Genomic DNA, 15,057 nt, shown 5'->3' on the forward strand with positions numbered 1-15,057 from the left:
TTGGAGGAAGAGACTATAACGTTTTCACATAACTTTTGATAACTGTGGAGAGGTACTTAACACCTAGCGAAGTTGCTGAAATATTCAACTGTTAATTCAGAGAAGTTAAAATCAATGCTGTGGAGATTAACGGTAGGTGGAAGATTCCATACAGCGAAGAGGTTGCTAAGCGGAGGTGGTAAAATAGTAATTATAACAGCCTTTTTTAGTGATCCTATTTTCTTTTTAGGAGTAGAATATTCGATGCGAACATTCCTTATGTAATGTAGAAATATATGAAAAATTTTTATTAGATAGAATAATTTCTTTATTTCACTCAATAAGTCTTAGGTGTAGAAATAGAATTCTTAAGTTTATTGTATAGATCCTAAATTGATTGAGATTAAAAAGTTCGAGATTCGGTTTTCTGAAGGAAAATGAGTTTGAATATGAGCATTTCAACACCCTACAATTTCAAGTAATTCAATGCTCTTAATTCTGTTGATTCTTGCCACTGCTTAACAATGTAATTACTGGAAGACGCAAAATCATCTACATAATCCTTTACCTTATATGGAAAATTCTCTGTAAATAAATCACTTTCCATAAGGTTTTTATTCATTCAGATGACTCAGATACGTTGTGGGTCGCTTCAGAATTATACAAAAATTTTAAGTAATTACGCTAAGTATTACCTATGTAAAAGAAGAGCACTAGGGATTGGAGTACGACGAGAACGTGTTAACTAGATACAAGCTAATGTTCCCCTCTACGTCTTCGAACACTGGTGGGAATTACTCCAAGAGGAGAATGCTAAGACCAAGTACAAGCCAAAGGAGTTCAACAACTTTTTAGCATTCCTACACTTGTTCTTACCCTACAGAGCAATTAAGCGCACTCGCAGAAATAATCCCAACAAGCCTAATGGGAAAGAGTAAGGAACATAAACTTCCCTGAAGCGAGTGACGAACTTGAATTAGATGATGGGAATAAGCACAATAAGAGGAGGACAATACGTTGTAGCAAAATGGGGTAAAGGGAGGGATTCAAAGTTCCTCAAGATCGAAGTAGTTATGGAGAAGGACGAGTTCAAGATAGTGAACGCTGAGGTGACGAGCAATGATTGATTCAGCAGTTAACACAGTGAAGGACTTGAAGTAGCAAGGTAAGGAAAAGAGGTTCTATGGTGGTAAGGCTTACGATACTAACGAGGTTCTTGGTGTTGTAGTTCCTCCTAGGATATCAGACTTGGTCATCCTGTTAGGCGTAAAGCTGTAAGTTTAAGAGGTTGGGTTGTGAACGTTGGAGGGACGAGAAGGGTTATGGTCATAGGTGGTTGAGTCCTTGTTCTCCGCGTACTTTTGGTGAGTCTGTAAGGGCTATAAGTTTTGCCGGTCAAGTTGTTGATGCTAAGCTCAAGTTTTGGGCTTACGCCTGGATAACATGGCTAACCTTGTTGTTGGTAGAGCAAAAGGAGTCGAGGTTAGGCCTTAACATAGTAAAATTTTGAAAGATCTATTATTTTCTATAGAAAGTATATTTTTACCGTATCATTCTGCTGAAATATATTGAACAAACCCACAAAGCATCGAAGATAAAAAACTTTTTATTTGTTATATACAGTAGGCTGTGTTGAAGATGTCTTATGTATTGATTAGGGCTCCAAATATTTTTATGAAAAATTGCATAGGTGGAGCTGAATATGTTACGCTTAATTGGTTAAAAAGATTCAAAAAGATAAGGTATGAAATTGTACCAGACATAGATTCAGTCTATCTAGATTTATGCATAAATAAAAGGTTTAAAAAGGACGATGTCTTAGAAATTATTGATAAATTAAACTTACCTGTAAATAATACAATTTTAGATTATTATTTGGATTGTAAATTACACAATAATAACGCTTATATATTTAAAAAAATATTGGATAATGAAATTGTATTGGATACGAAGATTGGTTCAGATATGCTTATACCTCAATTTTTTAAAAAGCATATTTTAGACTTTGTAAATGGAAGACCAGCTGGATATGATTTTTTATATTATTCACTAAAATATTCTAAAAAATATATTGGCGTACTTCAAGCTATGGGCGATATACCCCTAAGCTTAAAATTCTATATTTATCACTTTAAAGGATTGCTAAATTATCTTGAAAGCTCTAAAGAGTTTATATCCTTATTAGCCAATGTTATAAAGCAAAAAACGTGGAGACGAGCCTTAATTCGTAGTAAAGATAAGGTACATATTTTAACTCCCTCAAAAGGTGCAATTAAGAAAGTTGGACTAGATAAGTTAGATTATACAGTTATTTTCCCTTATGTAGGATTAGATAGTACAATTTTAAACTATGCATGCAAAAATAAAGATACTTATGCAGTGTTTTTTGCAAGACCCTCTAGAATTAAGGGAATTCTTGAGGCAATTAAAATTTTTAAAATGGCTAGGGAAAATGGATACTTACAGAAATTATATATTATTGGAGGTAATTTGAATGATGTTACTTCAAAATATAAGGGTGAAACTGATGTAGTAAGTCTTGGGAGGATTAGTAAAGGCGAGGTATATAGGATCCTAAGTAAAGCACAAGTAAATATTTATCCATCTATATCTGACGCATTTGGTATAACTATCTTGGAATCCTTAGGTGTTTGTACTCCAGTAGTCATGTATTATAATGAAGCTAATTATGAATATTTTTCAAAGTCTAAGCTTGTAAGAATAGTTAAGCCGTTTAATAAATATGAATTCTTAAATAAAATAAAAGAGGTGAGAAGTAGCATGGAAATGGACGAATATACACGTAATCTTGTTCAGTCTCATTTAGACTGGAATAGGGTAGTTAATAATGTAGAGGAGCGTTTACTTACTATCTTGGATAATATTAGATGAATTTTATAAATATTCGTTAAAATTATATTTGGAAAAAGGTATTGATAATTATTCTTGTACGCTATCTTTATCTTTTTGACGTAGCTGTCGTTGTTAGTTCTAGGAGTATAAGATTAGTTATACGGTTTTTCTCTACACTTTCATTTCAATCATTTTATTAATCATGCTCGAGTGTAGGGACTTAGCCGTTAATCTCGCAGTCATTCTTTATCGTGTGTGGATCATGGGACTCCTTAGAGCCTAACGGCACGGGGCCCACATCTCCGTAATTTGAGCATAGCCCACATCGGTGTGAGAGTTCATCCTTTATCAATAAAGGTTCATTATAAACGAGAATAAAAAATATTTCCATTGTCATGAAGAGTGTGTTCAACAATTTAGATTATTTGAAACTTATTCATAGATCAACATAAGATCCGATGTTATCAACGCTATTAAGGAAGTTTATAAATTTCGTAGTCACACATTGCAATGTAGAAGAGAGTTCTACAATGAACTCTATGGGCAATGTGAGGGGGGAGTATAAGTTCAATGAAGGCTTATCATGTCGTGGTTGGCTCCCTAACCTAGGCGTGGGGCAGGGAGAATGGGGACTAGAAGTTAAATTATGAAACCTAAATGATAATCCGACCCCTAAGTTCACCATTGACGATTAGCAAAAAGTAACTAAATAGTAAATAGAGGTAAGCCGTTGTCAACAGTTTCAGACAAACCGTGAAGTTTAAATACTTTGCGTGTACATTTAATTGTGAAGTGAACCCACACCTCACATCTAGGTCCTGCCCCAGATGTTTCCCGAAAGGTTGGCAGGACTTTTAGGTGTGGGTTCGCACTAGACCTCAAGACGTGCGGGTTTCCCACATCCTCACGGATGTGGGTTGGGGTTATCCCGCTAAGGGGTATGAACGGGTTTACCCGGGACTCTGGTGAAGCCCAAGGGCTGAGAATTAGATACAAATTCATGAAAATTCAATGAAGCCCAAACCCACTAAGTAAGAAGTAAGTTATTAATATATTAATTTACTTCCTTCATATTACTAATCATCTTACTTTTGCCTTTATCTCTTTCCGTCTTGTATTCCTAATTAAGGCAGACACTAAAGTTAATAGCTTTCAGCTAATGACTCACCATTAAATCCTAGTCTAAGAACTTTCTGGAAATGCTAGAGCTCTTAACTCTCAGAAGTCCCATTAATCGGCTATGGAAATAAAAACGTATTCGTAATTGCCTGGATTTTGAGTTTTGCAGTAAGTGAAAATAACAGCCATCCTCTTCTTCATTTTTAAAGATTACTAATATCAGCTCGTGTTAATTCTTAGACTGTAACTCTTTCACGTAACTACTCATTTTTTAAATACAGTTTTGAATACATTTATATAGGTGTTTTCCTCGAGGGATATGATCCCTTAAGCCAGTGGCTGAATTAGAAGTAAGGAAAAGTTACGTCACGAGTAAACACTATTACTACTCTACAGTTGATAGAAAAACGTGTTAAACGTAAATCAGTTTCTTACTCTCTTCCCCTTCATCTCCTACCGTAAACGATCTTATACTCATCCCCGCTCAGAGCCGGTACGTAGTACTTCCTCTTAAAGTATTTCAAGACCACTTTAGTCCTAGTCTCAGCCTTTATAAACGAAATGGGGTGGAGTAACGCGTTCCTTACAGTGTTTCTAACCAAATCACCCCTTGTCATAAACCTGATCACAAAACTCCTCTCCCTCAACAAGTGTGGTATAATCTCTATGTTTTCTCTACCGTGGAGTTCAACAGCTATTTGCTTAACGTAGTCTAACCACTCCCCGCTTTTCATCACCCTCCCCTCAGCTCCTTCGATGTCCATCTTCACTACTGAGAACTTGCCTAAAGAGTTCACACTAACACTATCAACCTCGACCCCGCTTTCTCCAATCCTCGAGCCAGTCCCCTCATCAACAATCTTTAGTTTAACACCGTCAACATCATATAAAGCTTTGTTCACCAAAACAACGTTCTTTAAATTGTTTATCTCCACGTTTTCCTTCAACAGTTTGAAAGCCCAAGGTAAAGGTTCAACGGCAACTACTTCCTTAGCCTTCCTAGCCACCTTTACGGTGAAATCCCCAATAAATGCGCCCGCATCAAGCACAGTGTCCATATCCTTAACTTTCAAGAAGTCCCATTCAGCAGCTATGAAAGTAGCGTAATAAACGTATTCGTAACCCTCCGGGACTTTCAGCTTAGTCTTGCCATATGTGAAAATCATGAAGACGGCCTCTCTCCTTTAAAATACTTATTTTCGCCTTTTAATAAATATTATCAGGCTGTGGACGGAAAAACTCACTGCATAAAATTCTCACCTTAATCGACTATCAGTTACTTATTAACTTTCTCTTCCCTCACTCAATTAATTACCTTTAATAGCGAGGCTATAAACTTTAGCTTAGAAGGTAAAAAAGACTCTATTAACCTCACCTCTTCAGTAGAAATTATCTTAAATAACTTAAAAAGAACGATAACCGAGAGAAGCAAAAGGAGGTCGAGGTAGGGAGGATCTACGAAAACTTCATAAAGAGCTATTAAAGGCATTGCAGTCAGTAGTATGCCCTCCCTTTTACCCAAAATAAATGTTGAAGTCCTTAAAGCATACACAAGGATAAAAGAAGAGGAGATAACGGCGACTATTACTTGGGAAATTGCTCCCCCCATTATCCCAATTCTTGGAATTAGAAGGAAGGAAGTCAGTAAGACTACACTAGCATTAAGCAGTGAAAGGAATAAAAAGGGCCTTAAAGACTTCTTAGCAGCTATTATGAAGTTCGTTAGAGAGTTTATAGGAAAAGGTAGGGTTGTAGCTAAAAGGAGTAGGATCAAAACTCTTATACCCTCAGTGTAGTCTGGGAAAAACCTTTCCACGACCAGGATAGCAACAGGTATTGAAATAATTACTGACAGAAAGGAGATTAAGGCTAGGACGCGAAAAGAAATTGAAGACATCTTCTTTTCGTCACTACCTAAAGCCTTATAGAATGAGGCAGTAGGTAAGAGGACTCCTCCTAAAGCCCCTAAAACCATTGCAGGAACCCCAGCTACTAATGCAGAAAATTGGTATAAGCCTAGATAGTAAGAGCCTAACAAATAGGCTGTTGTCACTCTGTCCCCTTGCGATGAGAGGAAAGTAGCTGAAGAAGACAAGTAGAGAGGTAAGCCTTCCTTGAAGTGCTTAAACAGAAATGCAAAGTCTAGAGAAGGTAAGACTAGCCCCACTTTTCTAGACAGAAAAGAGTAGTTAAGGAGGACTGAGAGTACTCCTCCCAAAATCCATATTTCTACGAATAAGTAAATGTTGTGAGAGAGAACAGCGATAATTGAAATCCCCCATCTTATGATTAGAAAAAGGTTCCCAGTTATTGCTGTCTCAGTAAACATGTCCATCCCTATCATTATAGCAACTAGGACATTATTCAGAAGGTAGAGAAAGAGATAAGGGATCGCTAACTTAACGTAATTTGGGAAAAGTAGGAAGATTAGAAAAACTGGTATAGCGAGGAAAGGGAATGAGAGGAACTTTCCCACAACCCCTTTATTTACCTCCTTCTTTGCGTAAAGGTAAGATATTTCCCTTGTTATTACCTGATGTGGGATAAAGTAAAAGAACGTAAAAGTAACTACTTCAAGAAGTTGAATTATTGCAACTTTCCCAAAGAACGCTGGATTAGAAATTTTTGCAGTGACTATGAAGAAGATTAAGGCGATTAGGACATTAGTTGCGGTTACGCTGAGGCTCTTCAACGCGTTCTTTATAGGATTCATCCAATTTAGTTCTTTGAGAAGAAATATTAAAGCTTTTGATAGCACTCTACAATTAGATTATTAAAATAGAGTAAAGTATAGTTGATCTCCTTGATTTCTATGAGTTTATAATTTGAGGTTTTTCCATCTACTATTACTTTAAACACTTCTTGTCTTAATTATATAAATATTCTTACTTGATGTTATACAAATAAACATTGAAATGGAAAAGTTAGTTGATTTTTTCGCAATAAAATAGCTTTGCTTTGCCTACTTGCCATCTTTCCTTACATCTGTATTTTAGCTCCCCTAGTTTTGATAACAATTTTTTGTGTGGAACTTTAGATATATAAGGATGAGATTCTACAAAAATCTTCTCAAAAGGTAGACTATCAACGTTTAAGAGTATGTCTGCTTCGCAACCTTCACAATCCATCTTCAGAAGATAAGGATCTTTAGCCATCTTCAAAACGTCACGAAATGAGATTAATGGGACTTCAACATCCCCTTGATCTTTTATCGAAAATACTTATGATTCATCAACGTTAATACTTGACGGAACCTTAACTTTACCTTCTTTAGAAGCTACACCAGCGTTAATTAGGGTGATTCTATCGTCCAGGTTGTTTATTTTAACGTTTTGTAACGCTATCCTATAAATTGACGGTAAAGGTTCGAAAGCGTAAATGTGAGAGGCCCCTTTTAATGCAAAGTATATTGCGGAATCACCTATATTAGCCCCAATGTCTATTACGTCACCTTGAATCTCAGTATTATATTGCTCTAGAACAAAAGTCTCATATAATGAAAAGTTAATTGGTTCAATAAACCTCACATTATATTTTGGGGAGTACCACTCTTGTGATTTTTAACAAATCCAGAGGCTGATAATAGAACTGAGAGATAACTGTCTTGGATTATTAGGTTGTCGTCATAAAATAGTTTATTATCTTTAATATTAAATCTTGTAAGTTAGAAGTTATAGTCTTGAACCAAAGTAACTAATGCTGTAACACAGTCTAGTATACATATAACTTCCTCTTTTTTGCCTCTCAAAATTACTGGTATTTGATTTTCTCCATTTTTAACCTTAATTATTACGTTAAACCAGTTCTTGTAAACTTTTCTATAACCGTAAATCCTTTGCAAAGTGTAAAAGATATCCATTACTACTTTGTATGTGGTAACGTTATATAAATGTTTTTAAATAAAGAAAGTAGTTAGTTTAACTCATAAAATCGTTAGGTGAATCTGGATTGCTTAAAATAACATTTGTTACTAACAGAATTGCGCTTACTGGAGGCTTTTATTATCTCTTTATAATTACAAATAGGCTTTATGAGAAAGGTTATGAAGTCAAAATTGTAGCCCCAGGTGGTAAACCATGGTTCTTTCCTCAGAATAAAGTAGAGATTATATACCCAGATGAGAGAAAGATTAGGATTTTTAAATTACTTGGAAAATTATTAAGCTTAAAGTATAAAAGTGTTAGCAATTTCTCCGGATTAGACTACATAAGGGCTGTAGGCTGGAAATATGGATTTGACGTAGATATTACATCTGAAATGTCTAAGATTATTCCGGAATCAGATCTTGTAATAGTAGGCGAATTATTTCCTTACATCTGGGTATTTGAATCAAGAAAGTTTAAGAAAATAGCTTTATTTCCTCAAGGTTATCCCTCACACAGGGTATTCTATGAGAAAAGTATTAGGAATTTACTTCTATACATGGTAAGATACGACTATTATATTTCCCTAACTAAGATAGAAGCGGATATGGTTAAATCAATAAATCCCTACAAGCACACCAAGTATTTTATCGTAAATGCTGGAGTAGATTTAGATTTATTTAAGGCTGGAAGTGAAAATAGAGAGAATATTATAATGGTAATTCTTAGGGATGAACCTATAAAAAATCCAGACCTAGCCATAAGAACGTTAAATATAGTTTCACAAAGAGAGAAAATAAAAGTTGTATTTGTAATTAATAATGTTAATTTAATTAAAAAATATAAGTTAAATTTTGATTATGAAATTTATTATAGGATTCCATATGAGAAGCTAGCAGAGCTATATAGGAAAGCAAAAGTATTTTTATATACTTCTAGGTTAGAGGGCTTTTCGCTACCTCCGTTAGAAGCTATGGCTAGTGGTACCGCAGTTGTATCAACTGATAACATAGGAATAAGAGAATACGCAATAAATGGTTATAATTGCTTACTTGACAAGGAACATAACGAGGAAAATCTAGCTAATTACGTCTTGGAGTTACTAAGAAACGATAAGCTGAGAGGAAAAATAGTTAAGAACGGCTTAGAAACAGCTAAAAAGTTCTCTTGGGAGAATATAACTGAAAAATGGATAAATATGCTAAATAGAATAGAGGAAGATCTAAAATGAAGATAGGAGTATTTGAACCAATACCAGTAAATTTATCGATAATTGGGGGAGGAGGAGTAGTATTGCGAAATGTTTTAGCTATTTTAAAAAAGAGAGGATATATAGTCCATTTGTTTTCTCCGTTTACTGACAAAGCTACCTCGACCTTATTATCCAATGTAACAGATAAAATTATATCATTCAACTTTAAGAAATTACAAAACGATTTATTAATTTACGGTATAGCTAGGTTATCTACTATATTATTTTATCTTCTTCATAATTTTTTCAATTATTCGTATGATTATACAATATGTAATACATATGATAATTTAATTGGAAGTTTTGATTTAGGTTATGTACATTTTCCAGCACGTAAATATTTCAGCCTAAAGGATATCAAAAAGGTAAAAAGCATCACAGAATTGATAGATTTTATTACCTCTGCGAAGTTTGGTGAAAGCACTCGTATTATAGCGGCGAATTCGAGTTTTACGATGAAGCGTCTTAAGGAAAAAATTAATCGTTCAGCAATCGTATTGTATCCTCCCGTAAAAATTGTAGAGTGCGAAAACGTTAACGAAAAAGATGATTTAGTAGTAAGTGTAGGGCGGATAGTTAGAGATAAAAATTACGATTTAGTAATTAACGTTGCTAAAAATTTTTCACAATTGAAATTTATCATAATTGGAAGAGTTCAAGACTCAAAATACTATAATGAACTATTATCTAGGTCTCCATCTAATGTTTATTTTCTAACTAACGCTAGTGAGGAGGACAAAAGGAAAATCTTATGTAAAGCCAAGGTTATTTTTCATGCTAAAATTGATGAGCCCTTTGGGATATCTGTAGTTGAAGGAATGAGTGCTGGTGCAGTTCCAGTAGTCCATAAGAGTGGGGGTACATGGCTTGACATAGTGGAAGGAGGGAGATACGGTTATGGGTATCTCACAGAGGAAGAAGCAATAGAAGCTCTTAAACAAGCGTTAAGTGACTATAGTTTAAGGAGAGAAGTTGTAGAAAAAGCAAAGTTGTTCGATGTCAAAAATTTCGAGGATAATTTTCTTAAAATAACAAACTTATAAACTCTGCAGTTATGCGATTGAAATTCAGCTACTAAACTTTTTGCCTTCTTAACTAACTGTCTATTAAATACACTAAGTTCCAAAGACATAAAAGGCTAGAGGGAAGAATTCTAATCAAGAAATATTACGCTACCATTTTTGTGGGATTATGCGTAATAAATTCTTACACAATGATTCGGTTGAGTAATTCTCTATTACGTATTCTCTCAAATTTTCGTAACTCCTTTTTAGCCTTATTTGGGTTAACAAGCTAATGTAATCGTCAATATTATTAGCATCTAGTACTACATAAACACCATCGAGTTGTTGATAATTAATTATTCCCTCTACGCCCTTCTTAGTAGTTATTATCGGTCTACCGTAAGCCATGCATTCAAGGACTTTAGTCTTTATCCCGGTCCCTGTAGTTAAAGGAATAAAGCATATGTCAGCCTCTTTATAATACTCGTTCAGAGAGGGGACTTCGCCCACGAACTTTACATTAGGTGGGTAATTAGCGAATAACTCTTTCCCATCACCAACTATTATAAACTCCACGTCTTTCACTCTCTCTGCAACTTTTAAAATAATTTTAACAGCTTCATAATTTTGAATAGAATGCAAGTTCCCTACAAAAATGGCTCTCCTAACCCTCTCGTTAGGTACTTCATAAAATGGGATATTCTCTATGTCAATTGAGTGCCTCACTACCATTACCTTTCGCTTATTCCTAGTGTATTTCCTAAAAATCTGGGCGTCATCTTCAGAGACTGCTATTACAACGTCTGAAAGCTTAGTTGAGAGTGAGTCTAACAAGCCTCCTATCACTCTGCGGAAGATGAAGTTCTTTATACCCTTTAAGCCCTTGGAAACTTCTACTATAGAGCCGTGTGTGTCGTAAATTACGTTCTTCCTTAGAAGCTTGGCCGTTATTATAAAAGGAAGGAAAATAGAGCCCTCAACAACTACTTTATCGTGGGATTTAATCAGTTTGATCGAGAAAAGTGATTTAAATATTATTTTTACTGCATAAGAGAAATAATTTTTACCGATCTCAACATTTATAAACTCCTTATTATTACTGGCTTTAGAGTTGACGAATTGTATTACAGTTGCTTCATGTTCTTTAGATAAGCACTTATAAATTGTCGAAACCCTTATTAAATACCCGTTTTTCGGGTCGTTAATATCGCCGAACGCTACTAGGAGTACTTTCATTAATGTAGATGTGATAAAGTTTATTAATAAATTTGCGTATGAGTAAACGTGTCCATTAGATTGTTTAATAAGGAGTACCTTCTGTACTTAATCCCTTTAATAACTTCCGTTATAGAGTGGTATATTCTTAATCATAACAGTATTCCTCCAGCTTATCCTATAATTCCAAACTCGGTAGAAAGGCAATGGACGTTTAGCATAATGGCTGGTTCCTCGTTTACTGGTATATTGTATTTACTAGTAGGTTTTCCGTTAGATGTACTTAACCTTTATTTAGGCGTTCCAGTTACCCTAACTTCTACTTTATGGAACTTCTTTACTTTTGAGGTACTCTTTTTGGGAGTTTTCTTTTCCTCAAAATACTTCCTTAAAAAATACTTTAATGCTTCTGGTATTCTTCTCTATTTTATCCCTACTTTAGCCTCTATACCAGTTCCAATAACCTGGTACACCGTGTCTGGGGTAATATACTTTTACCCTGGGGTTTATGCGTTAACCTTAGCTTTGTTAGATTACTCTTTAGATATTGAGGGGAAATTAACGTTAAAACAAGCTTTACTACGCTCTATGATTGCTTCACTCGGAGTCACTTTAGACTTTACTGATCCTAGAGGAATACTTTATGGTATATTGACCTTCTTTATCTTTTCCCTCTATTTCATGGTGTTAAAAAGAGGGAAGAGATTACTTTATTTGAAAGAATGGGCTAAGGTCTTCTTCCTAGGTGTAGTTTTCTTTGCATTACTAAACTCTAGTACTATTATTTATACGGAATTCATAAAGCCTTACATACCATTAGTTGGAAGCTCAACTGTATATAACCAGTTGGGAATAGCTTTACAACATGTGTCGCCTTTCTACACATTAACTGGAATAATGTATTGGTTAGGAGCTAATTATTATATTTCACATTATCATGCGAATTTAATTCTAGGAGTAATAAGTACAGTAATAGGTCTTACAGCATTATTAATAAGAAAGCCCATAACAATTTTCCTAGGGATTATAATTCTTGCTGTGGTCACTTATAATTACTACGGGGTTACTACGTTAGGATATTATTTAGCACAAACTCCTTATGTTGGGTACTTAGTTTACTTATACCCTACTTATTTGCCCTCATATTTCTTTGTAGCCCCGTTTTACATTTTAGTCTCTTTTGCTTTATTCATGATAGGTAAATATTTATATAGGGGAAAACGCGTCATAACAAAGAGCGTAAAAACGTTACCCATTTTGTTCCTTTTAATTTCTCCTTTTATCTCTTTTTATTCTCCGATAGCATTTTCCATAGAATCTTATCACACAACTCCTCCACCTAATGCTGTGATAGATAGTATTAACTTAATCTCGCGTAATGATTCCGGTATAGTCTTAGTGTTAGGAAACTCTACCTTAGCAGGTTTTTACTCCGGTTTACCGTCGATGCTCTCCCCTGCCTTCTATGGCTACATGAATTTTATTTGGAACTGCTTACCAGAAGCCGTAAATGCAGCGAGGTTTTTATCGTACTTCGGTATACAGTATATAGTAATATTACAACCTAGTCTAGTTAATTGTTTTAATTTATTTGTAAATAGCTCAGATTTTACTCTCGTATATAACAATAGTGGAGTGCTTGTGTTCAAGAACGACTTGTACGAAAGCGCTATAATTCAACGTGGTGTTTACGTGGCTTTTAATTTCCCAAAAATTTTAGAACAGATTTCAAAACTTAACTCCTCTTTTGTAATTATTCCGTTTTATTATGTTAACGATTTACATGCAATCTTACCTTACGTAAAGGGATTCATAGGATATAATCTCTCTCCTATTGATATCATACCTATGCTTATAAGTAATTCTTCTTATGTGATTTCTGCATCAAATGTTTATTTAAATCAGCTTTATACTAATGGCTGGGTTCACGAATCTCCCTTCTGGACGCCAGACATTATGGATGCGATAAGTGAAGGTAATAAAGTGCCCTTAAACTTAACTTTAAAAATACCAGATGGTCAATATTATGTTTTTGTTCTACCAGTAGGAACAACTTTTAATAAGGAAGTTAGCGGTAAAGTTGAAATATATTCTGGAAACGCATTGAGCGTATATTTCAGTAATTCAGTATACAATGTTAGCTGGGTTTTAGCAGGAAAATTAAATCTAGTTAACCACCAAATTCACGTTATTAGTAATAACCTCGGAATTGTTAAAATAGTCCTCGTACCGTCTTCATGTTATAATAGCTTATTCAATGAGGCCTTATCAATTCTTAATAGTAGGGAAGTAATTTCAGTTATTAACAATTCCATAAATGTTAAAGCTGGTAATTATTCGCCTACAGCTTATGGTATTTCAGTTTTTGCCAATCCTTGGTTTTTATTCTTACCATATGCACACGTTATTTACGTTAAAAATTATCTTTATAAGAGTAATTACTATTTTGGAACTGCTGAGGTTTATATAACTACTACATACCCCGATATAAATCTTACTTATCCTAGTTTTCTACCAGAATTAATAATGAATTTCATAGTAGATGTAGGCATTATTTCATTTATCGTAAAGAAGAGAAACTGGTATTAATTATTGATTACTAGAAATAATGAATTATAACACGCGTTTTTTAACAAGCTAACCACTGGAGAAGCTATTCCTAAATGTTGTGTTAATTTACTTTCCAGATGTAAAATATTATATATAATATTCTCTTACAAAAACCTTTAAATTTCTCACTTCCAAACTGGTAGAAATGAAAATAAGTGTTGTGATCCCAACGCTCAATAGCGAAAAGACAATCAAACTCGCAGTAAGTTCCTCTCTCAAATTAGCTGATGAAGTAATCGTTGTTGACTCATTTTCTACAGACAGAACTGTGGAGATTGCTGAGAAAGAAGGAGCAAAAGTTCTTCAAGTGAAAGGTAGTAGGTTAATTGCAAGAATTGAAGGGGCAAAGCATGCAAAAGGGGAATACGTAGTCAACCTAGATTCCGATATGTACTTCTCTGAGAACTTTAAGGGTTTCGAGGAGAAAGTCATCGCCCTGGGAGAAATAACTGTCGGTAAAGGTATAGTCTACAAGCTGATGAGTGCGGATAGGGAAATAGTACACGAGAAATGGGCTGAGAATTTATCAGTAAACAAAGGTGGCATAATCCCTAGAATGTATGATAGGCAGTTGCTATTAAAGGCTTACGAAATGATCCCTCCGAGTCTTAGAGATAAGCTTAACGCCTTTGAGGACAGCGTAATTTATTATAACGTTATGAAGTTGTATAAAGGTAAGGTTCAGTTCATTCCGGGTGCTGTCTACCACATTGAGGATGATTCCTTGTGGAGATTTATGAAGAAGTGGTATAAATACGGAAAGAACGCAAAATTACTAAGGGGGACTGAGTATGAAAGGATTATTTACGAGAGGAAGAGTAGACCGGGATTAACTTTGGGAGAGAAAGTCAAGTTGTTTCCTTTAATGGTAATCAAGGGGATTCCCTTCGCTTTAGGTTATTACCTAAATATTGGGAATAAAGTTTAATTTGTCAAGAAAATAATAAGATAGGCATGAATAAAGATATTAAAGTAAAACTAATGTGGATTATTAATTGCTGTAGTAGTGCATGTTCTACTTTTCCTATTAGAAAGCGCCAGTGAATGAATATTCATTCTTTAATTTAGTAAGGATAATTTAGATTGTCTTATTAATTTCAAAAACTTGAAAGCTAATACTAATATAATCCTACTTGCTCCGTCTCTTTCTCTGAGGTTATGA

The 15,057-nt window shown here is 34.6% G+C and carries 10 protein-coding genes and 4 pseudogenes; 8 read left to right on the forward strand and 6 right to left on the reverse strand.

What is annotated here, in order from left to right; all coding sequences use genetic code 11:
• Positions 1-44: 44 nt before the first annotated feature.
• Positions 45-186 (forward strand): annotated as a pseudogene (locus tag D1867_RS00005) (IS607 family transposase); the annotation flags it as partial.
• A 259-nt stretch (positions 187-445) separates the two neighbouring features.
• Here the strand turns inward: D1867_RS00005 and D1867_RS00010 are convergent.
• A complete protein-coding gene (locus tag D1867_RS00010; protein ID WP_155862270.1) occupies positions 446-601 on the reverse strand; it encodes a hypothetical protein in 156 nt (51 codons plus the stop codon).
• Positions 602-699: 98 nt separating this feature from the next.
• On the opposite strand from D1867_RS00010, the pseudogene D1867_RS00015 reads away from it, so the two are divergent.
• The 3 genes and pseudogenes from D1867_RS00015 to D1867_RS12275 all read left to right on the forward strand — a co-directional run.
• Positions 700-1,473: pseudogene (locus D1867_RS00015) on the forward strand (transposase).
• Between the two features lie 144 nt (positions 1,474-1,617).
• Complete coding sequence (locus D1867_RS00020) at positions 1,618-2,871, forward strand: glycosyltransferase (protein ID WP_155862271.1); 1,254 nt, start codon at positions 1,618-1,620, stop codon at positions 2,869-2,871.
• A 738-nt stretch (positions 2,872-3,609) separates the two neighbouring features.
• Positions 3,610-3,847 (forward strand): annotated as a pseudogene (locus D1867_RS12275) (RNA-guided endonuclease TnpB family protein); the annotation flags it as partial.
• A 550-nt stretch (positions 3,848-4,397) separates the two neighbouring features.
• Here D1867_RS12275 and D1867_RS00025 read toward each other — a convergent pair.
• The 4 genes and pseudogenes from D1867_RS00025 to D1867_RS12285 all read right to left on the reverse strand — a co-directional run bounded on the left by D1867_RS00025 (position 4,398) and on the right by D1867_RS12285 (position 7,810).
• The gene (locus D1867_RS00025; RefSeq protein WP_155862272.1) at positions 4,398-5,117 is read right to left on the reverse strand and encodes an FkbM family methyltransferase; all 720 of its coding nucleotides are present in this window, start codon (positions 5,115-5,117) and stop codon (positions 4,398-4,400) included.
• Between the two features lie 137 nt (positions 5,118-5,254).
• Positions 5,255-6,664 carry an MATE family efflux transporter gene (locus tag D1867_RS00030; RefSeq protein ID WP_155862273.1) on the reverse strand — a complete coding sequence of 470 codons (1,410 nt, stop codon included), beginning with the start codon at positions 6,662-6,664 and terminating at the stop codon, positions 5,255-5,257.
• Between the two features lie 211 nt (positions 6,665-6,875).
• Positions 6,876-7,478, reverse strand: a pseudogene (locus tag D1867_RS12280) (FkbM family methyltransferase).
• A gap of 137 nt (positions 7,479-7,615) precedes the next feature.
• Positions 7,616-7,810, reverse strand: a complete 195-nt coding sequence (locus tag D1867_RS12285; protein ID WP_240872133.1) for a hypothetical protein — start codon at positions 7,808-7,810, stop codon at positions 7,616-7,618.
• Positions 7,811-7,899: 89 nt separating this feature from the next.
• Between D1867_RS12285 and D1867_RS12290 the strand changes: the two genes are divergently transcribed.
• Positions 7,900-9,045, forward strand: a complete 1,146-nt coding sequence (locus tag D1867_RS12290; RefSeq protein WP_155862274.1) for a glycosyltransferase family 4 protein — start codon at positions 7,900-7,902, stop codon at positions 9,043-9,045.
• A complete protein-coding gene (locus D1867_RS00045) occupies positions 9,042-10,109 on the forward strand; it encodes a glycosyltransferase (protein ID WP_155862275.1) in 1,068 nt (355 codons plus the stop codon). Before D1867_RS12290 ends, D1867_RS00045 begins: the two co-directional genes overlap by 4 nt.
• A gap of 129 nt (positions 10,110-10,238) precedes the next feature.
• Here D1867_RS00045 and D1867_RS00050 read toward each other — a convergent pair whose 3' ends face one another.
• The gene (locus D1867_RS00050) at positions 10,239-11,306 is read right to left on the reverse strand and encodes a glycosyltransferase family 4 protein (protein WP_155862276.1); all 1,068 of its coding nucleotides are present in this window, start codon (positions 11,304-11,306) and stop codon (positions 10,239-10,241) included.
• Between the two features lie 48 nt (positions 11,307-11,354).
• On the opposite strand from D1867_RS00050, the gene D1867_RS00055 reads away from it, so the two are divergent.
• Positions 11,355-13,874: a hypothetical protein gene (locus tag D1867_RS00055; RefSeq protein WP_155862277.1), complete on the forward strand. Its 2,520-nt coding sequence runs from the start codon at positions 11,355-11,357 to the stop codon at positions 13,872-13,874.
• A 166-nt stretch (positions 13,875-14,040) separates the two neighbouring features.
• Positions 14,041-14,823 carry a glycosyltransferase family 2 protein gene (locus D1867_RS00060; RefSeq protein WP_155862278.1) on the forward strand — a complete coding sequence of 261 codons (783 nt, stop codon included), beginning with the start codon at positions 14,041-14,043 and terminating at the stop codon, positions 14,821-14,823.
• The last annotated feature ends 234 nt before the right edge of the window (positions 14,824-15,057 follow it).

Origin of the sequence: Acidianus infernus, assembly GCF_009729545.1 — an archaeon.
Lineage (GTDB): Archaea > Thermoproteota > Thermoprotei_A > Sulfolobales > Sulfolobaceae > Acidianus > Acidianus infernus.